Raw genomic sequence first — 21802 nt, 5'->3', positions numbered from 1 at the left:
TTCAGGAGAGAAAACTGGGAGGGGAGTGGTGACACATGTCCGCCTCAAGGATTTCCACGACCACCGGACCTCCTTCCCGATGCCCCCGGTCATACCGCCCGGAGCGTTGCCGCAGCCAAAGGAAGGTGACAACCAGGGAAAGCAGTCCCACCAGGGCGGAAAAGGCCTCGATGTCGATCTGCCAAGCCATGGTCTGCATCAGATACCGGGCCCACGACACCGTGGCGAACAGCACCACCAGGGGCAGAATGTAGACCAGAAACGAGGCTCTGAGAAAACTCCGCTCGGAGATTTCGATGAAGACCCGTTCCCCGACCCGGGCATGACAGGCATTCAGGGCATGGACCTTGATGGAGCGCTGTCCCAATCCACCGGAGAGTACGGTACAGGTATTGACGTTGTGGCAAGTGCCACACATTTTCTGTCTCTGACCGCTGACAACCGCGTAGTCCCCTTCCAGGGCCACGACAATCCCCTCTTCCCGTATCATTTTGGGGCGCCCCGCTCGATGTGGGTCAACTATGGATTTCCTGGTATTCAACATGATTGGCGGCATCCAAGGTGGATGGCAGAACCTCGGCAAGGATGGTGCCCACGAACAGGGCCGGAATCCCGAAGCGGAGCAACCGGTCACGCAACCGCTCCCGGGGGGAGGTACTTTTTTCGTTGTTGATGGCCATCATCACCGACTGTGTGAACCGTTCCCCCTCGAACCAGGGCAGTTGGCCAGCCATCATCAGGTCACGGATCTGGGCCAGACGCCCCATGGCCTGACAACAATGATCACAGTGAATGAGATGTTTGGCCACATGACCGACAATGATCCGGTCCAGTTCGTTATCCAGAAAGGCCGAGACCAATTCCGGATTACAATCGTTATTCGTCTGACTCATCGCTCGTGCCCTCCAGCATGATGATGACCGGGGGGAAACCCGTGTTGATTCCTGTCTTGCAGATAAGCCTGCATGCGATCCATGATCTCCTGCCGACTGCGGTAGATCCGGGAACGCACGGTACCGATGGGACAGTGCAAAGCCTTGGCGATCTCTTCGTAGGAGTGACCCTCCACATCGCGCATCTGGATCGCCTGACGCATTTGTTCCGGCAGCGCGTCGATGGCCTGACGCAGATTGGTCATCATTTCCTGCCGTAAAATCAACCGTTCCGGTGTTTCATGGTTACGCAATTGCGGTGCCATGCGTTCCGAGTCCTCCAACTCCTCGTCGGACATGGCCAGTCCACGATTCTTGGAGAGCAGATGATTTTTCCCCGTATTGACGGCGATGCGGTAAAGCCAAGTGTAAAACGCCGACTCGCCACGGAATTTTTCCAACGCCCGATAGGCCTTGATGAAGGTCTCCTGGGTCAGGTCCAGCACCTTGTCCGGATCGGAGACGATCCGGGCGATGGTGGAGGCCACCTTGCCCTGGTAACGACGCACCAAGACCTCGAAGGCCTTATTATCCCCTTTTTGGGCATGGGCCACAAGGAGGCTATCCGCGTCATCACTCCCATTCAGGTCGTTATCGTCACCGCTCACGCGTACAGGGCTCCACGTCGTTACCAACACTCAGGGGTCACACACCATTAAACACCAATTCGGCGCCATGATTCAAGATGCCGAAACGCCCCGCCGGCAAATTCTCCATCAAAGACTCTTGACAGCGCGCCACTCTCTCCCACAATAGTGCCCCATGTCCACTTTCATGCAATCACGTCCTCTCACCGCCGATTTCCTGATCATCGGTGCCGGAGTCGCCGGTTTGGATCTGGCCTTGCGTCTGGCCGGACACGGCGACGTGTTGGTGCTCACCAAAGCAGAAGCCGGTGAATCCAACAGTTATTACGCCCAGGGGGGCATCGCGGCGGTTTTGGATCCCGCCGACGATCTGGACTCCCACATCACCGATACCCTGGTGGCCGGCGCCGGCCTGTGTCACGAAGACACGGTGCGCCATGTGGTGGAACACGGACCCCGTTCCATCCGCCGTCTGTTGGATCTGGGCGCCCCCTTCACGCGGGAAAGCCAAGGCGGATTTCATCTCACCAAGGAGGGAGGACACTCCACCCGACGGGTGATCCACACCGCCGACGCCACCGGTCGGGCCGTGATCGAAATCCTGCTGGAACGGGCCTTGCAGCATCCGCGCATCCGGATCCTCGCCGATCACATGGCCATCGATCTGGTCACGTCCCGCAAAATGGGCATTTTCGCGCCGGGACAGCCCAACCGCTGCTTCGGCTGTTACGCCCTGGAAATCGCCACCGGACGGGTACTCACCCTGCAAGCCCGTTTCACCATTCTGGCCTCCGGCGGAGCCGGAAAGGTCTACCGTTACACCTCCAACCCGGATGTGGCCACCGGGGATGGTATCGCCATGGCCTATCGGGCCGGTTGTCGCGTGGCCAACATGGAGTTCATCCAATTTCATCCCACCTGCCTGTACCACCCCAAGGCCAAATCCTTTCTGATTTCCGAAGCGGTGCGCGGCGAAGGCGGCATTCTGGTGATGAAAAACGGCGAACCCTTCATGCACCGTCACCACCCCAAGGCCGATCTGGCCCCCCGGGATATCGTGGCCCGCGCCATCGACTACGAAATGAAACGGTCCGGGGATCGTTGCGTCTATCTGGACATCACGGCCAAAGGCAGCGCCTTCATCGAGGAGCATTTCCCCAACATCCACAAAAAATGTCTGGAATTGGGCATCGACATGACCGCCGAACCCATTCCCGTGGTGCCCGCGGCCCACTATACCTGTGGCGGGGTCAGCACGGATCTGGAGGGGCGTACCGATCTCGATGGACTGTTCGCCATCGGCGAGGTGAGCCATACCGGTCTGCACGGCGCCAACCGTCTGGCCTCCAACAGTCTGCTGGAATGTCTGGTCTTTTCGGAAGCCGCCGGTACCTCCATGCTCCAGACCATGCGGGAACACCCCCGTTTCGCCCATCCCGACATTCCGTTGTGGGACAGCTTCGATTGTCATCCCTGCCAGGAGGCGGTGCTCGTCTCCCACAACTGGGACGAAATCCGCCGTTTCATGGGCAACTATGTGGGCATTGTCCGCTCGAACCGTCGTCTGGCCAGCGCCCGACGCCGCATCGAAATGGTGCAAGAAGAGATCAACGAATACTACTGGAACTGCCGCATCTCCCGGGATCTGCTGGAACTGCGCAATATCGCCCTGGTGGCCTCCCTCATCATCCGTTCCGCCATTCACCGCAAGGAAAGCCGGGGTCTGCATTTCACCACCGACTATCCCAATCGGGACGACGCGGCCTGGAATCACGATACCATCCTGCCCATCACCGATATTTGAATCCGCATCACGGACCAAGACTCGCCGCCCTGCCGGGCCATCGGTCGTCCGGGCCATCGGTCGTCCGCCATCCGAGACCAGCAATCAGGCCGGGAAACTCACCGCTCTGTCAACGCCGCATCCATGAAATTGATGAAGGGATAAAACAGGTAGTCCAACACCGACCGCTGACCGGTATGAATGGCGCAGCGCACCACCATGCCCGGAAACAGCCGATAGTTCATTTTCCCTTTCTGAAAATAGGCATGCTCGGTCTCCACCCGCACCTTGTAATAAGGAACGCCCTCCTTGGTGGCCAAGGCGTCCGGGCTGATCTGCACCACGGTGCCGGACAACTTGCCGAAGCGTGAGGCATCCGAGGAGGTCAGGGTGACAAACGCAGGCTGTCCCACGCTCACATAACCGATATCCTGAATCGGCAATTTGGCCTCCACCACCAACCGGTCCTCACCAGGCACCAGATCCATGGCCGTGCCACCAGGGGGAATCACCCCGCCTTCGGTCACCAGATAAAGGGTCTTGACCACACCATCCACCGGAGCGGTCAACACGGTCCGGGACAAATTGTTCTGGAATTTTTGCAAACGCACCGTCAGTTCCGTCATCTGGCGACGATTTTCCGCCAATTTTTCCCGTGCGGCCTCCTCGAACTCATGCCCCACCGCCGCCAGATTGGCCTGGGCCTCCTTGGCGGAAGCCTCGGCGCGCAACTGGGCCATGCCATCCTCTTCGATGGCGCTTTTGATCTGGTGGGTCTCTTTGAGCAAATCCAGATGGGAGTAACGGTTGGTGATGTCTTTTTCCAGCAATTTGCCGCTGATGGAAACCTGCTCTTCCACCAGGGAGAGGCGTTTTTTGTTATTCTTGATGCGAGTCTGAATCTCCTGCACCGCCTGTCGATGGCCCACCAGACTCTCCCGCAAGCCCGCGAGCTTCTCTTCGCGACGATGACGGTTGCTGGCGAACAACTCTTCGGCACGCTTGACCAGATCCGGATGATTTTTCTTCAGATCCGCCGGAAAATTCGGGGTGTTGGCACTAACGATCTCGGCTTGCAAGCGGGCGTTATCCACCTCCAAAGAGGCCAGACGGGCCGACAACTCCCCCACATCGGCATCGCTGGCCACGCTTTCCAACTCCACCAGGGGTTGTCCCTTGCGTACCGACTCCCCCTCCTTGACCAGAATGCGCCGAATCACCCCCCCTTCCAGGTGCTGCACCTGTTTGATCTGGGTGGAGGGGATCACCTCACCCTGGGCAAAGCTCACCACATCAAGCAGCCCCCATGCCCCCCAGACCATCAAGGAGGCCACCAAACCAATAAAAAGCAATACCACCAGATGATGGGTCCATCCCACCCCATCGTCGATGTCGTCGGCCTTGACGGTGCTCTCCGCTGACCGGCTCACGGCGTGTTCTCCGGCGGGCGGGGCGCCTTGACGCGCAGTTCGGGAACCGGTTTCTTGTCGAGGTTCAAAATCAGATCCGCCCCCCGGATCAAGGTGGCATCGTGAGAAAAAACGATCACGCTCCGACCCATGCGGGCCATGCGGCTCAGTACCGTGGTGACCGCCTCCCGTCCCGGCAGATCCATGCCTTCCAGCGGCTCGTCGAAAACCGCCAACCGGGACTCGCCACCCAACGCCCGGGCCAGGGCCAACCGTTTGCGGATGCCCACGGCCAGATGGGTGCCACCGTTGATCAACGGGGTATCCAATCCCTTGGGGCTGTCGTGGAGGAATTTGGCCAGGCCCGCTTCGGCGATGGCCACGTTCATGCCCTCCTCGCTCCACTCCGGATCCAGGGAGGTGAGATTGTCACGAATGGTTCCTTCGATGAATTCCGGCTCCTGGGGCAGATACACCACCTGTCGCCGCCACCAGGCGAGGGAAAGCTGATCCAGATTGACTCCATCCACCAGGATCTGTCCCCGGGTCGGTTCCAGCAAGCCCAACAGGATCCGGGCCAGGGTGGTCTTGCCCGTACCGTTGGCGCCGGAAACCACCAGCGAAGAGCCGGGAGGCAGGGTCAGCGTCAGGGATTCAAACAAGGGATCCGAGCCGTCGTCGTGGGCGAAGGCGATCTCCTTGAGTTCCAGACGACCGGTATAATTCTTCACCAAAGCGCCGCCGGCCCGTTCCAGTGGCAGACGGGAAAAACTCCCCAAGGTCTCCATGGCACGCCGGGCCTCGGTCAGGGCGGCGCCCAGTTGCGCGAATCGCAGAATCGGGGCCATGGCCCGTGAAGCCAGAATATTCGAGCCCACCAGCAAGCCCACATCCATTTGTCCGGCGACCACCAGTCTGGCCCCTTCGGCGATCACGAACACGCTCATCAAGGCGCCGAGGGACTGGGCCGCGGTCTGGATCAACTCCCGTCTGGCCTCGATCCGGCGCTGAAGCTGAATCGCGCCGGCATGACGATCCCGAAAACGACGCAGCAGAAAACCGGCGGCATTGAAGGCCCGCACCGCGTCCGCGGCCCGCATGGAGGATCCCCCCAAGGCACCCACTTCGGCGCTGGCCACGGAGTGCTCCTTGAGCAGTCCGCGCAAAAAGGGATGACCCAGAATCGACACCAGAAAAGCCAATGTCAAAAAGCCGCAGGCCACCAAACCCAGCGGGGGTTGCACCATGAACAGCACGCTGACAAACACCAGGGCAAAGGGGACATCGATCAACGCCACCAGATTGGCCGGGCCATGGATGCGCCCCACCACGCCCGGACTGGCCACCACCTCCCGCTGGGAAGCGGGTCCAAGACGATCAATGCTGCCGGCGCGGGTGGTGACAACCCGCTCGAAGAGACGGACGCCCAGTTGATAATCCGGACGCACCGTCACGCCCTGAGCGAGTTTCGTGCGGACCTGACGAAAACCGAACTCCATCACCACCGAAAGAATCACCCCGCTCGTCAGGGTGACCAGTGTGGAATCGAGTCCGTGGGAGACATAGCGGTTGAGCACCTGGATCACGTAGACCGAAGAGGCCAACCCCAGCAGATGAATGCACAGGGAGACCGCCAGAAGCTCAACCGCGAACAGAGGGCGGGAAAACAGTTGCTTGAGCAGAACCGTCATGGAGTCGGTTTTTGCACTGCCGGTTTCTTGGCGTCGGCCTTGCCGGATTTCTTGTCCGGGGTGGCAGCCGATTTCTTGTCCGATTCCTTGTCAGCGGGTTTCTTGGCCGCCTCCTGGGGTTTGGCAGGAGCCGGAGCCGGTTTGTTCACCGCGCCGCCAACCGGTGAAGAAGGCATGGCATTGGCATCATTTTTGGCCGGGGCACCCTTGCCGCTTTCCAAAACCCCAGGCTCCAAAGAACCCATGGCCTGCAACAAGGTGAAACCGGCGATGATCACGTCGGTATCCGCCGAGGCCGCATCCGAACGGGCATTGATCAGAGCGGTTTCACCGTTGAGGATGTCCAGCAGGGTACGCTTGTCCATCTTGCGCTCTTCCCGGGCCAACTCTAAGAACTTCTGGGCAATGTTGGCTTGACTGTTGAGCAACTCGGCATTGGCGCGGGCGGTGTTGAGGTTGTGCCAAGCCACCCGGGCCTGCTCCTCGATCAGACGACGGGTATCGTCATAACGACGCTGGGCCGCTTCCAGATCCTGTCCTGCCGCCGAAACGCTGTTCAAGGAGGCCATGCCCAGGTTGAGGGGATAGTTCATCTCCACCTTGCCAAAGGTTTCGTCCTCGAACTCGTCCACACCCTGGACCTTGTCCTTGAACTTGCGCTCCACAATACCGTTGATGGTGGGAAAGAAATTGTTGCGTTCCACGGCCCGCTTCTGGGAAACCAGCATGTCGGCAAGAAGACGCAATTGATTCAACTGGGGATTCTTCTTGACTCCAACGGCCACGGAGTCATCCACACTCTTGGGGAGATTATTGAGGAAGGATTCGTCCGGAGGGGTCAACTTGAGGATTTCAACCGCCTCTCGCAAAAAGACCGTGCGTACACGCTCTTCGGACTGGGCCACGGCTCCGGTGGCCTGCACCTCCCGCGCCCGCGCCCCGGCCAACTGGGTCTTGACCTGCAACACGTCGGTGGAGTAACCACGACCCAAGGCGACACGCACATCCTCGACTTCGCCCTGGCGCTTGATATTCTCCACGGATTGGCGCGCGAACCGCAGCACATTGTTGGTGCGCCGCAATTGATAGTAGGCCGTGGCCGCGTCGAGAATCAGATTCTGTTGAGCGGTATCCAAGGCGGCCACAGTCTGGTCTTTTTGCAACCGGGCCACATCCACCGCCGCGTTGGCCTTGCCAAAGTCCCACAGCAGTTGGGTCAACCGCACATCCAACTCCCTGGACTCCATGTCGGTGTTGGTTCCGGGACTCTTCTGCATGCGACGCTCATGGCCATAGTGGCCGGTGAGGCTCAACGTGGGCAAGAAACTGGTCTTGAACCGCTCCGAAACCCGCTCGTCGCTGGCGGAGACATCGGCCCTGGCGGCCAGAATGCGATCATGGCGTTGCAAAATTCCATCCACCGCCTCGCGCAACGTCTCGGCGCGCACACTTGAATCCGGGGTCAGGAATGCGGCCACCGCCAACAGGGCCACACAACACGAACGTCCTACCTTCATGGAGACAACTCCTTCTTGCTGGTCATGGCCAGTAAAGCAAAATACCCTTTATAAAGTACTTTGCAAAGTTTGTACCGAAAAACCGACCCCCCGTCAACCAAACGTCACATCCGTATGGGAGAATTGCGTCGCCGTCACATGGGGCAACTCGGCCAGTACCGTCACACCCCCGGCGGCATTGGCATCGGCGTCATACAATAGACATTGCCCACTGTCCGTTCCCCCATCGTTGTCGGTAAAAGTCAGAAAAGCCAGATAATCCGTCCCCCCAGCCACGCCGGCACTCTTGGCCAGTCCATCCAACACCCCATTCTGCATGGCGGTTTGCAGGTCGTTCACAGAGGCCGCCGAATAGGCGATCTCCACATAATTGACCCCTTCGGTCAACTTGCCACCAGCCTGGGACTGAATCGATCCGAACCCACTGTCCATCAAGCGGATCTTGTCTTGTCCCGGCGTGAAGTCGGTGATCTGATCCACCAACGAAAACGATCCGGAACCCTCGGCGACGCTGCCGTAATGGAACACATCCGCACCCGCGCCACCGGTCAAGGTATCCTGGCCCTCGCCGCCTTGGAGCAGGTCATCGCCAACGCCCCCCACCAGGGTATCCTGACCCGCCGATCCCACCAGGGTATCGTTGCCGGCGCGTCCCAACACCAGGGTATATTGGGCATCATGCAACCCGCTCACATCCAAACGATCGTTGCCCGCGTCACCCACCACCACATAAGCCGGATGATCCGCCGTGATCCCGGCGGGACCGGTACCTGGAGCCACATCGTACATTTTCACCGACGATGAACTGCCCGAACTGTTGAGCGCCCCATCCGTGGCCTGAATCTCCTCGATGCTGCGAGCCAGATCGATCTGACTCTCCGGCGCGGCAAAGGTCAACGAAGCCGTTCCCCCCCCGGCAGGCAGGATGCCGGTATCGATTTGCACCAGCAGATTGTCGGAACCGGCGGTGGTGGAGGTTCCGATGCGCATGGCCACATCGTGCAGATTCCCGAACTGCAACGCGTCATGCCCCCCGGAATCCTGAATGGAGTCATTGCCGGCAAAGGTGCTGTTCTGATCCCAGAAATAATGGGTATCCAATCCGTTGCCCACGAAATGATCGCTGGCGGAGGTCTGGCTGTAGTTCACCTGCACACTGCCCGGCAGGATGCTGGTGGCCAGAACATCCAGGCTGACATTCTGCAACGTGACCAGGGTATCCGCATAATGGTCCCCACCCCCGTTGTAATCCAGACGGATCACCAGATCCGTCCCCACCTGTTCGGCCTTGAGCCACCCTTCTCCGAAGGGATTGGAACCGTAATACCCATAATTCTGCAACACTCCCGACAGATCGAGCCGGTCTTCGGCGGTGAAGTCGGTGATGGTGTCGCTGCCGTCGACAACATAACGGGAAAGGGTATAATCGTACAGCAGCAGGGAACCATCCATGACGAACAGATCCGCTCCCGCGCCACCGGTCAGGGTATCCGACCCCCGATCTCCTCGCAGGGAATCTTCCCCATCGGAGCCGATCAGAACATCGTTCCCATCCCCTCCGTTCAGATAGCCTCGGCCACTGAGGGTGTCATTGCCGTTTTCGCCGTACAGATAACCGCCGCCTTGCAAGGTATCGTTGCCCGCGCCGGCATACAGATAACCCAGGCCGATTACGGTGTCATCCCCGTCCTCCCCATACATCGCATCCCAACTGCCATCGGTACCGCCGCTCAAGGTATCGTTGCCCAGGCCGCCATACAACGAATCCGAACCGAATCCACCGGACAGGGTATCCGCCCCCCCATTCCCCCGGAGCGTATCGTTGCCCCCTCCTCCCGTCAGGGTGTCGTCCCCGTCGTTGCCCGTCAGGTCATCATTGCCACCCAGTCCGGAAAGGGTGTCATTGCCACTGCCACCCACCAAGGTGTTGTTGCCGGCGTCGCCGGTCAGGGTCTGATTCACCACCGGTCCACCCGGCAGAATGCTGGCCAGGATCGTGAGCGGTGTGGCATTGAGCAGGGTCACCACGGTGTCGGCAAAGTTGTCGCCACCGCCGTTGGCATCCAGCCGAATGACCAGATCGTTGCCCACCTGTTCGGCCTTGAGCCAACCATCCCCGAAAGGCGTGGTGCCGTAATAACCGAAATTCGACAACACGCCCGACAGATCAAGTCGATCCTCGGCGGCGAAGTCGGTGATGACATCGCTGTCCACCACATACCGGGCCAGGGTGTAATCATACTGCAACGCCGACCAGTCCATGGTGAACGTGTCTTTTCCAGCGCCACCGGTCAAGGTATCCGAACCCTGACCACCGTTCAGGGAATCATCCCCATCCGATCCCACCAGCGTGTCGGAGCCATAACCGCCAGCCAGAGTCCCGCTGCCGGTCAGGGTATCATCACCGTCATCCCCGTACAGGTAGCCGCTGCCTTGCAGGGTATCGTTTCCATTGCCACCACTGAGGTTGCCATAACCTTCCAGGCTATCGTTCCCCGCCTCGCCATACAGATATTCCCAATTGCCATCGCTTCCGCCGGCAAGGGTGTCGTTTCCATCGCCGCCGTACAGATAATCGGTGCCGTATCCGCCGGAAAGGGTGTCATTGCCGCCATTGCCGCGCAACGTATCGTTGCCGGCCCCACCGGAAAGGGTGTCATCCCCGTTATTGCCCGTCAGGTCATCGTTTCCTCCCAGACCCGACAGAATATCCTTGCCGCTGCCACCCACCAGGGTGTTGTTCTTGCCGTCCCCGGTGAGGATCCGGTCAACCGACGGGCCTCCCGGCAACACGCCGTCCAACACATCCACCGAGGAGACATTCTGCAAGGTGACCAAAAGATCCGTATAACCGTCTCCCCCCCCGTTGGGATCCAACCGAATCAGCAGATCGTTGCCCACCTGTTCGGCCTGCAACCAGCCATCCTCAAAGGGGGTGTTGCCGTAATAACCAAGATTGTAGATGATACCCGACAGATCGAGCTTGTCCCCAAGGGAAAAGTCGGTGATCACATCCGCATCCACCACATATCTGGACAAGGTATAATTATACTGCATGCTATACCAATCCATGACAAAGGTATCGGCTCCCCCTCCACCCGTCAGGGTATCCGAGCCCGCATCCCCGCTTAGGGTATCATCGCCACCCCCGCCCACCAGGGTATCGGTACCCGCGCCACCCGAAAGGGTACCGCTGCCGGTCAAGGTATCGTTGCCGGCATCTCCGTAGAGGTGGCCCGTGCCAGTCAGACTGTCGTTGCCATCGCCACCATACAGATAACCGTTGCCAGTCAGGGTATCGTCCCCGGCCTCGCCATAGAGGGTATCGTTGCTGATGTCATTCCCCCCATCCAGGGTGTCGTTGCCCGCGCCACCATACAGGGTATCCACGCCATATCCACCCGTGAGGGTGTCATTGCCCCCGTTGCCATACACCGTATCGTTGCCGGAACCAGCGGACAGGGTGTCATTGCCTTCATTGCCGGTGAGGGTGTCATTGCCCCCGAAACCGGTGATGGTATCGCTGCCACTGCCCCCGGTCAGAGTATCGTTCCCACCGGTGCCATCCAGCACCCGATCGATCACCGGACCGCCAGGCAGAATGCTTCCCAATGCCGTCAGGGACGAGATGTTGTTCAAGGTGACCAGCGTGGCGGAGTAGGAATCCCCGCCCCCGTTCAAATCCACACGGATGATCAGATCGGTTCCCACCAGATCGGCCTGCAACCAGCCATCCACGAAGGGATTGGCGCTGTAACAACCGATATGATTCAACGCGCCGCTCAAATCGAGTTTGTCGTCGATGGAAAAATCGGTGATCACGTCGCTGCCATCCACGACATAACTGGACGAGGTACTGTTATAAGTGACCGAATACCAATCCAGCGTGAAGGTATCGGTTCCCGCGCCACCGGTGAGGGTGTCCGCACCGGCACCACCCGTCAGGCTGTCGTCCCCATCCGCACCCGTCAGGGTGTCGTCCCCGTCTCCACCGGTGAGGGTGCCGGATCCGGTCAAATGGTCATTGCCCGCATCACCGGACAACTGACCATGGCCGATCAGGGTATCGTTGCCGATGCCACCGTACAGATACCCATGACCGGTCAACGCGTCATCACCCGCTTCACCATACAGATAGTCGGTGCTGCCATCATCGCCACCGTTCAAGGTGTCGTTGTCCGCGCCGCCATACAGGGTATCCGAGCCGTATCCCCCCGACACAGTATCCTGACCCGCTTCGCCGTTCAGGGTATCGTTGCCGGAATCCCCATAAAGGGTATCATCCCCGTTGCCACCCGACAGCGTGTCGTTGCCGGCCCAGCCGTGCAAGGTATCGTTGCCCGTGGTGCCGGTTACCGTGGTGCCCAGTTCGGAGCCGTCTCCGGCAACGTATTTCAAAATGCCACCGGACATCGAACCCGTGAGCAAATTGGTGGCCGCCACATTCTGCAACGTGACCAGCAGACCCGAATAGTTGGTCCCTTGTCCCGTCATGTCGATGAGGATCTGGGTGTCACTCCCCACCTGTTCCGCCTTGAGCCACCCGGCCCCGAAGGGATTGGAGCTGTAATACCCCACCCGACTCAACGCACCGGACAGATTGAGGGAATCCCCCACCCCGAAATCGGTGATGATGTCGCTGCCATCCACCACATATTTGCCCAGCGTATAATCATAGGTGATGCTGTACCAATCCATGGTGAACGAGTCGGCACCGTCTCCACCGGTCAGGGTGTCCGAGCCGCCCTCGCCATTCAGGGAGTCATCTCCTCCAAAGGCCGTCAGGGTATCGTTGCCGACACCGCCGGACAGGGATCCGCTTCCGGTCAAGGTGTCGTTGCCGCCCTCGCCATACAGCACTCCGTTGCCGGTGAGATGATCGTCTCCGTCGCCACCGTACAGACTGCCTTGACCACCGATCGTATCGTTGCCGGCCTCGCCATACAGGACATCCGCATTGTTCCCGCCACCGCCGACGATGGTATCGTCACCCGCTCCACCGTACACATAATCCGAGCCATACCCCCCATTCAGGGTGTCGTTGCCGGCGTTCCCGTACAGGGTGTCGTTGCCACCGCCGCCATTCAGGGTATCCGCGCCGCCTCCGCCCGTGAGGGTATCGTTCCCGCCAAATCCGTTCAGCGTGTCGTTGCCGTTGTCGCCGGTCAGGATATTGCCCTGCCAATCACCGTTGAGCACCTGACTGGTCACCGGGCCACCCGGCACGACACCGCCCACCAGCGCATCCGAGGTCATGTTGTTCAACGTGACCAGGGTGACGCTGTAATTGGTGCCCGATCCGGTCGGATCCACGCGGATCACCAGATCGCTCCCCACCTGTTCGGCCTTGACCCATCCGTCCGCAAAGGGACTGCTGCCGTAATAACCCAAACGGCTCAACGCACCAGACAGATCCAGTTTGTCCCCGATGGCAAAGTCGGTGATGGTATCGCTGCCGTCCACCACATATTTGCCCAGGGTGTAATCATAGGTGAAGGAAGACCCGTCCATATAAAAGACATCCGATCCCCCACCACCGGTCAGCGTGTCCGAACCGCCCTCACCGCTCAGTTGATCATCCCCACCGCTGCCCGTCAGGGTATCGTTGCCGGCTCCACCGTACAACTGACCGCTGCCGTTCAGAATATCCTGGCCCGCTTCGCCATACAGGGTGCCACTGCCACTTAAGGTGTCATTGCCCGCGCCACCATACAGATACCCATGACCCGTCATGGTGTCGTTGCCGGCTTCCCCATACAGGATATCCCCGGCATTCTCGGAGCCACCATCCAGGGTGTCATCCCCCGCACCGCCATACAGGTAATCGGTGCCGAATCCGCCCAGAAGGGTATCGTTGCCCGCGTTGCCGGTCAGGGTATCATTCCCCCCCAGACCGGTCAGGATATCGTTGCCCGCGTCACCCGTCAGGCTGTTGCTGCCCCGATCCCCGGTCAACGTCAGATCGATCACCGGACCCGCCGGCAACAAGGCTCCCGCCAGATCGGACTGGGTGACCCCTTTCAGGGTGACCAGGATAACGGAATAATCGGTGCCGGCTCCGGTGGAGTCCAGACGGATCAACAGATCGCTGCCCGATTGCTCGGTCCGCAACCATCCTTCTCCAAAGGGATTGGAACCGTAATAACCCAACTGATTCAACACACCCGACAGATTCAACCGGTCGCCCAGGGTGAAATCGGTAATGGTATCACTCCCGCTGACCACGTATTTGGACAACGTGTAATCATAAGTAGCCGTCCCCCAATCCATCACGAAGGTATCCGAACCATCACCACCGGTCAGGGTGTCGGAACCGGCTCCGCCGTTGAGGGTATCATCCCCGCCGCTGGCGATCAGGGTATCATCACCGGCTTCTCCGTACAGGGAACCATTGCCGGTCAGGGTGTCGTTGCCGTCTCCACCATACAAGGTGCCAATGCCGTTCAGAGTGTCATTGCCCGCCCCCCCCGACAACGTACCGTAACCGGTCAGGGTATCGTCCCCATCTTCCCCATACAGTTGATCCCCATAACCATAATAGGAATTGTATCCAAATCCGCCACCATCCAGGGTATCGTTGCCCGCACCGCCATACAGATAATCCGAACCATATCCACCCGACAGTTGATCATTGCCCGCATCGCCATGCAGCGTGTCATTGCCCGATCCCCCGATGAGGGTATCGTCACCGGACCCGGCCGTCAGGTTGTCATCCCCCGACAGGCCCGCCAGGGTATCACTGCCGCTGCCGCTGGTCAGGGTATTGGCACCCGCGTCCCCGGTCAGATTCATGTTGAGGATCGGTCCACCCGGCAACATGTTGAGCAGCAGATCCTGGACGGTCACGTTTTTCAACGTCACCAGCCTGGTCGTGAAATCAAGACCGGTTCCCTTGGGGTCCAGGAGGATCACCAAGTCGCTGCCCTCCTGCTCGGCCCGCAACCACCCGTCGGCAAAAGGATTGGAACCATTGTAGCCCGCGTGATTCAGGATCCCGGTCACATCCAGCCGGTCACCCACGGTAAAATCGGTAATCGTGTCGCTGCCGCTGACCACATACTTGGAGAGGGCATAGTCATAAACCATGCTGTTCCAATCCAGGATAAAGGTATCGGTCCCCTCACCGCCGGTGAGGGTGTCCGAACCGGCTCCACCGTTCAAGCTGTCGTCCCCATCGGAGGCCACCAGAATATCGTTCCCGTCATCACCATACAGCGATCCATTTCCGGTCAGGGTGTCATCCCCGGCGCCACCGGACAAATACCCGGAGCCATTCAGGATATCCCGACCGTCTCCACCGGAAAGAGAACCATAACCGGTCAGGGTGTCATCACCCGCCTCGCCATACAGGGAGTCTCCATTGTAATAGCCATAATAGTAATTATAGCCATAACCGACATCCCCTCCTTCCAGGATATCGTTCCCCGCACCGCCATACAGGGAATCCTGGCCGTAACCGCCGTTCAGGGTGTCGTTGCCGTTATTGCCGTACAGCGTGTCATTGCCGGAATCCCCGGACAACAGATCGTTGCCGGCGCCACCCGTGATCTGGTCATCACCACCCGCACCGGCAATCGTATCATCCCCAACACCACCCTTCAGGATGTTGGCAGCCGCATCCCCTTGCAAAACCACGGTGACCACTGGCCCACCGGGCAGCAGGCCAGTCACCAGATCCAGCGGGGTGACATGACTCAGCACAACCACAGTGGAGGAAAAATTCTTGCCGGTTCCTGTCAGATCCATCCGGATTTCGGTATCGGTGCCGACCTGCACAGCCGTCAGCCAACCATCCCCGAAGGGATTGTTGCCGGAATAACCAACGGCACTGAGCAGACCACTCAGATCCAGGGTATCTCCCGCGGAGAAATCCTCGATGCGGTCGACGCCATCCACCGTGACGGTCTCGTTCCAGACCGATTCCTGATTGTACCCGTACTCGACGCGCAACGACGACGAATCCATGACAAACGTATCGTTGCCCAATCCACCGTTCAACGTATCCGAACCGGCCCCGCCAATCAGGGTATCGGAGCCATCGCCACCCAACACGAAATCGTCGCCTGCGCCGCCATGCAGCCAGCCACTGCCCCTCAGGCTGTCGTTGCCCCCTTCTCCCGAGAGGGTTCCCTGACCGATCAACAGGTCGTCACCCTCCCCGCCAGACAGATAGTCCGTGCTGCCATCCGAGCCGCCATCCAGCAGATCGTTGCCCGATCCGCCATACAGAGAATCCGATCCATCTCCGCCATACAGAGAATCATTCCCGGTGTTGCCGGACAAGGCATCATTGCCCGCACCGCCCAGGAGTTGATCGTTGCCGTAATCACCGGACAGGGTGTCGTTACCCCCCAGACCGGAGAGGGTGTCGTCACCGAGACCGCCTTGCAACGTATTGGCGGACTGATCTCCGTTCATCACCTTGTTGGCGACCCCCAACAAGATTCTGCTGGATGCATCGCTGGTGGTGACGTTGTTCAAGGTGAGCAGAGTGGTGGAATAATCGGTTCCCAGACCACTCACATCCACCCGGATGACCGCATTGGTGTCCACCTGCTCTAATTTGAGCCAACCGGCAGTAAAGGGCGTGGTGCCCGTATAGCCCAAACCGGTCAGCACACCCGCCAGATCGATCACATCTTGAGTGACATCAAAATCGGTGATGGTATCGCTGCCATCGATGACGAATTTGCCACCGGCCTGACCCACCACGCTGGCATCCAGCACAAAAGTGTCCTGCCCACCGCCGCCGGCCAAGATATCCGAGCCCTTGCCGCCATTGAGCACGTCATCTCCGGAGGCGCCATAGCTCCAGTAGGTCAGATTGTAATAATAGATATAATCGTTCCAGTACTCGGACGTGGGACCTTGATCCCCATACAACGTATCGTTACCCGCGCCACCCATCAGGTAATCCGAACCCGCAGCCCCACGGATTTCATTGTCGTTGGCATCACCGGTCAGGGTATCGCCGGACTCGGAGCCGAAAAGATTCTCGAAGTGCAGCGCCGTGGCATCGGCCAACGAAAAAGTGACGCCCGAATACTGGCCATTGTAACCGAAGTGGAGCCAGTCCGCCCCATCGCCGCCATCCAGCAGGGTATCGTTCCAGGAAGTTCCTTCCAGGAACAACACATCGTTGTCCCCTTCCAGCCGCACGGTATCCGCACCCGGACCCGGTCTGACGAAATCCCGCCCTGCCCCGGTGGTGATCGTATCCGCGCCGGTGGTGCCACGGATCAGATCATCATCCGACGTGCCGATAATGGTGGTGGAAACCGGAGAACCTGGGAAAAAGAGCGGCGCGTTGAACGCGTTGTAGGACAGTCCGCCATCATACAGGATCGCTTGGTTGGTCTCCGTCGAATACAGGAAGTATCCAGAAGAGCCGATGGAACTCATGGAATTGTTCGGAGCGGTCTGACCGATCTGATAGGTATGCTCTCCCACCTGCACCGCCTCGATGTTCTTGAACGAGATGGCCCCCCCATTGGCATCGGTCCACAGATGGGTTCCGTTGGTGAAACTGCGGGAAACGAAACTGTTCAGATCCGTCATGCCCGCATACTGAACCGACAGGGTATCGAAGCCGCCCCCGCCATTGATGTGATCCAGAAACGCCCCGCTCTTGTCGCTCACCCGGATCAGGTCGTTCCCACCAGCGGCGTGCAGGGAGTCGTTGCCCCCGAATCCGTCGAAGGTGTCGTTGCCCATGCCGCCGGTGAGCAAATCGTCACCCGAGGTGCCGATCACGGTCAGAGGGGTTTGGGTCATGCGAATGAAATGCAGGGCATTGAGATCGGTGGCGGTGACTCCTTGCAAAATGGCCAGGATATCCCCACCGCTGGCCAAACGCACGAGGGTATCCCCGGCGTTGACCCCGTCACCCTGGGTCAGGGAGAGATCGCTGTACGTCAAGGTGCCGTTCAGACCGATCCGGTCCGATTGGGGACTGAAATCCTGGATCACGTCCGCTTTGGAAAGCTCCGGGCCACCCGGGGCCGGGCCGATCACAAACAGGTCGTTGCCATTGCCACCTTTCAGGATATCCGCGCCGGCGGCACCGTCGAGAAGGTCATCCCCCGATCCGCCATCCAGGGTATCCGCCCCACCGCCGCCGGTGAGGGTGTCGTTGCCATCCAGCCCCTGGATCACCCAGCCATCGGCGTTGGGAGCCGTGAGGGTGTCATTGCCATAGGTACCTTGCAGAATGGTTCTCAACCCCAGAAAGCCGGTCACGGCCTCGGCCACCCCATCGCTCACCGAAACGGCGATCTGAACGGTCTGGGTCAGTCCCGTTCCCGGAGTAAAAGTCACCCCGGCCAGCAGGGTATTGACATCCGCTATCGCGCCACTGGCGCTCCAGATCGAGCCACTGAAGGTCGAAGTCACCCCGTTGGAGGTTCCCGTGGACAAGGTTCCCCCTACGCCCTGGGGCAGGGTCAGGGTGGCGGTCACCTGGGAACTGTCCACATCCTGGATGATCAGGTTGGGCAGATCGTAAACCGCAGTCTCCGGGGTAATGCCCACCACCGCGTTCAGATTGGCGACGGTCGGGGCGTCGTTGACCGGGGTGACCGTGACACTCTTGGTGCCGTTGAGGATCACAAAATCATCCGTCACCATGGTGGAGATGGAAAAATCCTGGGCCCAGTTGGCATCGGGGATGAAATTCACCCCGGAAAGCAGCACATTGACATCCTCCACCGAACCGGTGGCGCTCCAGGTGGTGCCATCGAAGTGGGAGGTCGAAGTTCCGGCAGTGGCGGTGCTCAAGTCACCGGCCTGAGCGTTGGAAAGGGTCAAGGTGACGGTGATGATCTCACCGGGATCCGCATCGGTGACCACGATATCGTGCAGGCTGAAAGCCGGCGCGCCTTCGTTGAGGGATTCGGCGGTATCCATCCCGGTGGCGGTGGGGGGATCGTTGACATCGGCGACCATGCTGGTGGGATCGCTGGTGACATGCTCCAGGTTGCCGGCGCCATCGGTATAGCTCACCTTCACCTGGATCACCTTGCCCACCTCGGCAGCCGACAGCAGCAAGGTCTCTCCCGTGGCCCCGTCAATCGGATTCCCGTTGGCCAGCCATTGATACGCCAGGGTTGAGGTATCGATGCCATCCAGATCCGCCAGCGTATGGGTGGCGTTCAGGGTCTGGCCTTCGGCGATGCGATCACCGCTGTGCAACTGGATCGCGTCGATCTCCTCCCAGGCTGAACTGTTGTGGGCGGTATCGACATAAACCTTGAGTCCTTTCACCAAAAACTCGGTGGCACTCCAGTTGGCCTGGAAATCCACCGGTTGCCCCGGCTGACTCGGATCCACGCCATTCCACACGGTGTGCAGCACCCCCTCCAGATCCATCGCGTCGATCCGGGTGACAAAACCATTGCCGTAGGTCTCACGGATGGTGGCTCCGGTGGCATGCACCGGGGTATCGAACAAAACGGTGACATGTTCGATGCCCGCGTTGCTCGGAGAAGGCGCCCATGAGGTGGAGATGTCCCCGTAACCGAAAGTGTTCGGCGCCCCCAGCACCTGACTGGCCGACCAACTGCCCGTGGACCACTGGGAACTGAAATCATGCACCGCGGACGCATATTGAGAGCCGGAACCGGTGGCCCCCAGGATCACGACGCTTCCGGTGGGCGCGTCGTTGGCATCGGCGACCGTGGCAGATCCAGCGGAAATCAGACTCTCCGCGGTACCCTGGAGGTCGGTGTAACGCACCTCCACGGTCATCACCTTCCCCACCTGACTCTGGGTCAAAAGCAGGGAACTTCCCGTCGCGCCAGAGACCGCCTCCCCGCCCGCGTACCACTGATAGTTCAACACCCCCAGACCATCCGGGTCCGCAATCGCCGCATGGTTCACGCTCAAGGTGTGACCCTGGGTGGCGGTGCCGACGATCACCGGTTCACCGGTGGGGGCGTCGTTGATGTTGGCCACAGTGCCGGTGGCCGCACTGGTGACGCTTTCGGGAAAGCCGTTCTCGTCGGTATAAAGCGCCTTTACCGTGATCACTTTTCCCACGTGGGATTGGGTCAAAAGCAGGGAGTCCCCTGTGGCCCCCAGGATGCTGCTGCCATTGGCCATCCATTGATAGGTGATGGTGCCCAGGCCATCCGAATCCGCCAGGGTATTGGCGACTGTCAGGGTGCCGTCTTCGACCGGTGTGCCACTGATCGTGACGCTTCCGGTGGGAGCATGGTTGTTGGGATCCACCACCGCGTCGGTGCCGGACGAAGTAAGACTTTCGGAAGTACCCTGGAGGTCGGTGTAGCTCACCTGCACGGTGACCACCTTGCCCACCGTGGTTTCGGTGAGCACCAGAGAAGAAGAGGTCGCCCCGGAGATGGCCTGATCACCGGCATACCATTGATAGTGCAAGCTCCCGAGGCCATCCACGTCGGCCAGCGACGCCGTGTTGACCGTCAGGGTCTGATCCAACTGGGCCGTACCGGAGATGATCGGTTTGCCGGTGGGGTCATCATTGACATTGGCGACCTGACCGGTCCCATCGCTGGTGACGCTTTCGGATTGGCCACGGGCATCGGTGTAAACCGCCTGGGCCGTGATCACCTTGTTCACCTGGGACTGGGTCAACTTCAGGGTGCTGCCTGTCTCCCCCGCAATGGCCACGCCATCGGCCAGCCACCGATAAGACACGGTTCCCAAGCCATCGGCATCCTCAAGGGTGTTGGACACGCTCAGGGTTTGACCCTGGGTGGCACTCCCACTGATCACCACCGATCCGGTGGGATCGTGATCGGACAGATCACTCATGCTGGTGGCGTTCTTGATGGTATTGATCGCCACCAAAACCTGGGGCAGCACGGCGGATGTCAGCACGGTGGTGGGAAAAATCTCGGTGAGGACCGCTTCACTCGCCAGATCGATGGGATCTGCTCCGGTGGAATTGGAAATGGCCGTCGTCAAGGCATCCACCGCCGCATCGGAAGAGGTGGAGGAGATGGCAAGGGTCACGATCTGGGCAATCGCCTTTTGCACCGTGACCGCATTGGCGTCCGAGGGGGTGGACAGGGGATCGAAAGTGGAAAGATTGACGCTGTTGGGCAGACCCAGCATGGTCTTGACCGTATTCTCGGCCAACGTCGGCTCGGAACCCTGCGGTTGCTGCTCCGACAGTTCCTGCACCAGCGTGGTCAACGGATTGACGATCGAAGAACCACTGGCGGCACGCAGAACCATGGTATTTGAAATGCCGGTCTGTTCGTTCACCCCGCCGACGGCGATGATGTTGCCTTGCAGGCTGCTGGTAAAGCTGATCGTTCCACCCGAACCCGTGGTGCCGACAAATTCATTTTCCTGGGCGACCCCATCTTTATTGACATCGATATAGACCCGCGCACCCACGATATAATCGTCCGCGACCTTGAAGGAGCGGGCCTCGCCCGTCTGGGTTGGGGTCTGGGTTTGTGGATTGGTCACAACCGGGATGATCGGAGTGGCAGGAGGCGTGGACTGTTGAACCCCGGTGGGAGACTGGACCGCATTCTGGCCCGCCGCCAGACTGTTGTTGATTGCAGTCTGAATCGTTTCCAGCGCCGTTCCTCCACCCGAAGTCCCACCCGAAGTCGCCCCAGGGGTCCCACCAAGGGTCGTTCCCGTACCGGGAACGGGAAGCGTGGTTCCGGGAACCACCGCAGACGTATTGATCACCGGTGTGAACATGGGAGCCTGCGCGGGAGGAGTCGCTTCAGCCCCCTGGGACCCGGTTTTCTGAGACTCGGCTCCCGGGTGCATTCCCGGATCTCCGGCTCCGAGATTCACCGGATCACCCGCATGCTGCGGATCTCCACCCGTCAAACCCGAACCATCCTTTGTGGCCCCTTCAGTCCCGACCTTGGCGTCACCCT

Annotated in this window: 8 protein-coding genes and 21 pseudogenes; 1 reads left to right on the top strand and 28 read right to left on the bottom strand. The window is 59.8% G+C overall.

Features of this window, described 5'->3' with window-relative positions; genetic code table 11:
• Position 1: 1 nt before the first annotated feature.
• Genes HQL98_05900 through rpoE form a run of 3 tightly spaced genes read right to left on the bottom strand, consistent with a single transcriptional unit; the run spans position 2 to position 1519 of the window.
• Positions 2 to 490: a SoxR reducing system RseC family protein gene (locus HQL98_05900; protein ID MBF0271574.1), complete on the bottom strand. Its 489-nt coding sequence runs from the start codon at positions 488 to 490 to the stop codon at positions 2 to 4.
• 25 nt (positions 491 to 515) lie between these two features.
• The gene (locus HQL98_05895; GenBank protein ID MBF0271573.1) at positions 516 to 893 is read right to left on the bottom strand and encodes a hypothetical protein; all 378 of its coding nucleotides are present in this window, start codon (positions 891 to 893) and stop codon (positions 516 to 518) included.
• Positions 890 to 1519, bottom strand: coding sequence for an RNA polymerase sigma factor RpoE (rpoE, locus tag HQL98_05890; protein MBF0271572.1), 630 nt, complete (start codon positions 1517 to 1519; stop codon positions 890 to 892). Before rpoE ends, HQL98_05895 begins: the two co-directional genes overlap by 4 nt.
• Positions 1520 to 1706: 187 nt before the next feature.
• Here rpoE and nadB point away from each other — a divergent pair, with 187 nt between their 5' ends.
• Positions 1707 to 3323 (top strand): L-aspartate oxidase, encoded by a 1617-nt coding sequence (gene nadB / locus HQL98_05885; protein MBF0271571.1) that lies wholly within the window; start codon positions 1707 to 1709, stop codon positions 3321 to 3323.
• A 98-nt stretch (positions 3324 to 3421) separates the two neighbouring features.
• Here the strand turns inward: nadB and HQL98_05880 are convergent, their stop codons facing one another.
• From HQL98_05880 to HQL98_05760, 25 genes and pseudogenes are all read right to left on the bottom strand, one after another.
• A complete protein-coding gene (locus HQL98_05880) occupies positions 3422 to 4732 on the bottom strand; it encodes an HlyD family type I secretion periplasmic adaptor subunit (GenBank protein ID MBF0271570.1) in 1311 nt (436 codons plus the stop codon).
• Entirely contained in the window at positions 4729 to 6402 is a 1674-nt protein-coding gene (locus tag HQL98_05875) for an ATP-binding cassette domain-containing protein (GenBank protein ID MBF0271569.1), read from the bottom strand. The genes HQL98_05880 and HQL98_05875 overlap by 4 nt, the downstream gene beginning before the upstream one ends.
• Positions 6399 to 7919 carry a TolC family protein gene (locus HQL98_05870; GenBank protein MBF0271568.1) on the bottom strand — a complete coding sequence of 507 codons (1521 nt, stop codon included), beginning with the start codon at positions 7917 to 7919 and terminating at the stop codon, positions 6399 to 6401. Before HQL98_05870 ends, HQL98_05875 begins: the two co-directional genes overlap by 4 nt.
• Before the next feature lie 93 nt (positions 7920 to 8012).
• Entirely contained in the window at positions 8013 to 8708 is a 696-nt protein-coding gene (locus tag HQL98_05865; GenBank protein MBF0271567.1) for a M10 family metallopeptidase C-terminal domain-containing protein, read from the bottom strand.
• A 396-nt stretch (positions 8709 to 9104) separates the two neighbouring features.
• Positions 9105 to 9371 (bottom strand): annotated as a pseudogene (locus HQL98_05860) (type I secretion C-terminal target domain-containing protein).
• A gap of 3 nt (positions 9372 to 9374) precedes the next feature.
• Positions 9375 to 9620: pseudogene (locus tag HQL98_05855) on the bottom strand (hypothetical protein).
• An 18-nt stretch (positions 9621 to 9638) separates the two neighbouring features.
• Positions 9639 to 10181, bottom strand: a pseudogene (locus HQL98_05850) (type I secretion C-terminal target domain-containing protein).
• A gap of 264 nt (positions 10182 to 10445) precedes the next feature.
• Positions 10446 to 10991: pseudogene (locus tag HQL98_05845) on the bottom strand (type I secretion C-terminal target domain-containing protein).
• A 6-nt stretch (positions 10992 to 10997) separates the two neighbouring features.
• Positions 10998 to 11354 (bottom strand): annotated as a pseudogene (locus tag HQL98_05840) (calcium-binding protein).
• 456 nt (positions 11355 to 11810) lie between these two features.
• Positions 11811 to 12140: pseudogene (locus HQL98_05835) on the bottom strand (calcium-binding protein).
• Between the two features lie 24 nt (positions 12141 to 12164).
• Positions 12165 to 12617, bottom strand: a pseudogene (locus tag HQL98_05830) (type I secretion C-terminal target domain-containing protein).
• Between the two features lie 213 nt (positions 12618 to 12830).
• A pseudogene (locus tag HQL98_05825) lies at positions 12831 to 13175 on the bottom strand (calcium-binding protein).
• Positions 13167 to 13430, bottom strand: a pseudogene (locus HQL98_05820) (type I secretion C-terminal target domain-containing protein). Before HQL98_05820 ends, HQL98_05825 begins: the two co-directional pseudogenes overlap by 9 nt.
• Before the next feature lie 6 nt (positions 13431 to 13436).
• Positions 13437 to 13652, bottom strand: a pseudogene (locus tag HQL98_05815) (calcium-binding protein).
• Positions 13653 to 13715: 63 nt separating this feature from the next.
• A pseudogene (locus HQL98_05810) lies at positions 13716 to 13874 on the bottom strand (calcium-binding protein).
• 45 nt (positions 13875 to 13919) lie between these two features.
• Positions 13920 to 14189, bottom strand: a pseudogene (locus tag HQL98_05805) (type I secretion C-terminal target domain-containing protein).
• Positions 14190 to 14195: 6 nt separating this feature from the next.
• Positions 14196 to 14594: pseudogene (locus tag HQL98_05800) on the bottom strand (calcium-binding protein).
• Between the two features lie 153 nt (positions 14595 to 14747).
• Positions 14748 to 15005 (bottom strand): annotated as a pseudogene (locus HQL98_05795) (type I secretion C-terminal target domain-containing protein).
• 312 nt (positions 15006 to 15317) lie between these two features.
• A pseudogene (locus HQL98_05790) lies at positions 15318 to 15665 on the bottom strand (hypothetical protein).
• Positions 15666 to 15890: 225 nt separating this feature from the next.
• Positions 15891 to 16202, bottom strand: a pseudogene (locus HQL98_05785) (hypothetical protein).
• Between the two features lie 24 nt (positions 16203 to 16226).
• Positions 16227 to 16337, bottom strand: a pseudogene (locus HQL98_05780) (calcium-binding protein).
• 24 nt (positions 16338 to 16361) lie between these two features.
• Positions 16362 to 16706, bottom strand: a pseudogene (locus HQL98_05775) (type I secretion C-terminal target domain-containing protein).
• A 93-nt stretch (positions 16707 to 16799) separates the two neighbouring features.
• Positions 16800 to 17162: pseudogene (locus tag HQL98_05770) on the bottom strand (calcium-binding protein).
• Positions 17163 to 17561: 399 nt separating this feature from the next.
• Positions 17562 to 17693 (bottom strand): annotated as a pseudogene (locus HQL98_05765) (hypothetical protein).
• Between the two features lie 243 nt (positions 17694 to 17936).
• Positions 17937 to 21689 (bottom strand): annotated as a pseudogene (locus tag HQL98_05760) (hypothetical protein).
• Between the last annotated feature and the right edge of the window lie 113 nt (positions 21690 to 21802).

It is taken from the genome of Magnetococcales bacterium (genome assembly GCA_015231755.1).
Classification (GTDB): Bacteria; Pseudomonadota; Magnetococcia; order Magnetococcales; family Magnetaquicoccaceae; genus Magnetaquiglobus.
The sequence above is the reverse complement of the archived record's forward strand: the minus strand, read 5'-3'. Positions and strand labels throughout refer to the sequence as shown.

Excerpts from the sequence above, each read along its gene's own strand:
- HQL98_05895 (MBF0271573.1), bottom strand. The coding sequence starts at position 893 with ATGAGTCAGACGAATAACGATTGTAATCCGGAATTGGTCTCGGCCTTT.
- HQL98_05875 (MBF0271569.1), bottom strand. The coding sequence starts at position 6,402 with ATGACGGTTCTGCTCAAGCAACTGTTTTCCCGCCCTCTGTTCGCGGTT.
- HQL98_05865 (MBF0271567.1), bottom strand. The coding sequence starts at position 8,708 with ATGTACGATGTGGCTCCAGGTACCGGTCCCGCCGGGATCACGGCGGAT.
- HQL98_05870 (MBF0271568.1), bottom strand. The coding sequence starts at position 7,919 with ATGAAGGTAGGACGTTCGTGTTGTGTGGCCCTGTTGGCGGTGGCCGCA.
- nadB (MBF0271571.1), top strand. The coding sequence starts at position 1,707 with ATGCAATCACGTCCTCTCACCGCCGATTTCCTGATCATCGGTGCCGGA.
- HQL98_05900 (MBF0271574.1), bottom strand. The coding sequence starts at position 490 with ATGATACGGGAAGAGGGGATTGTCGTGGCCCTGGAAGGGGACTACGCG.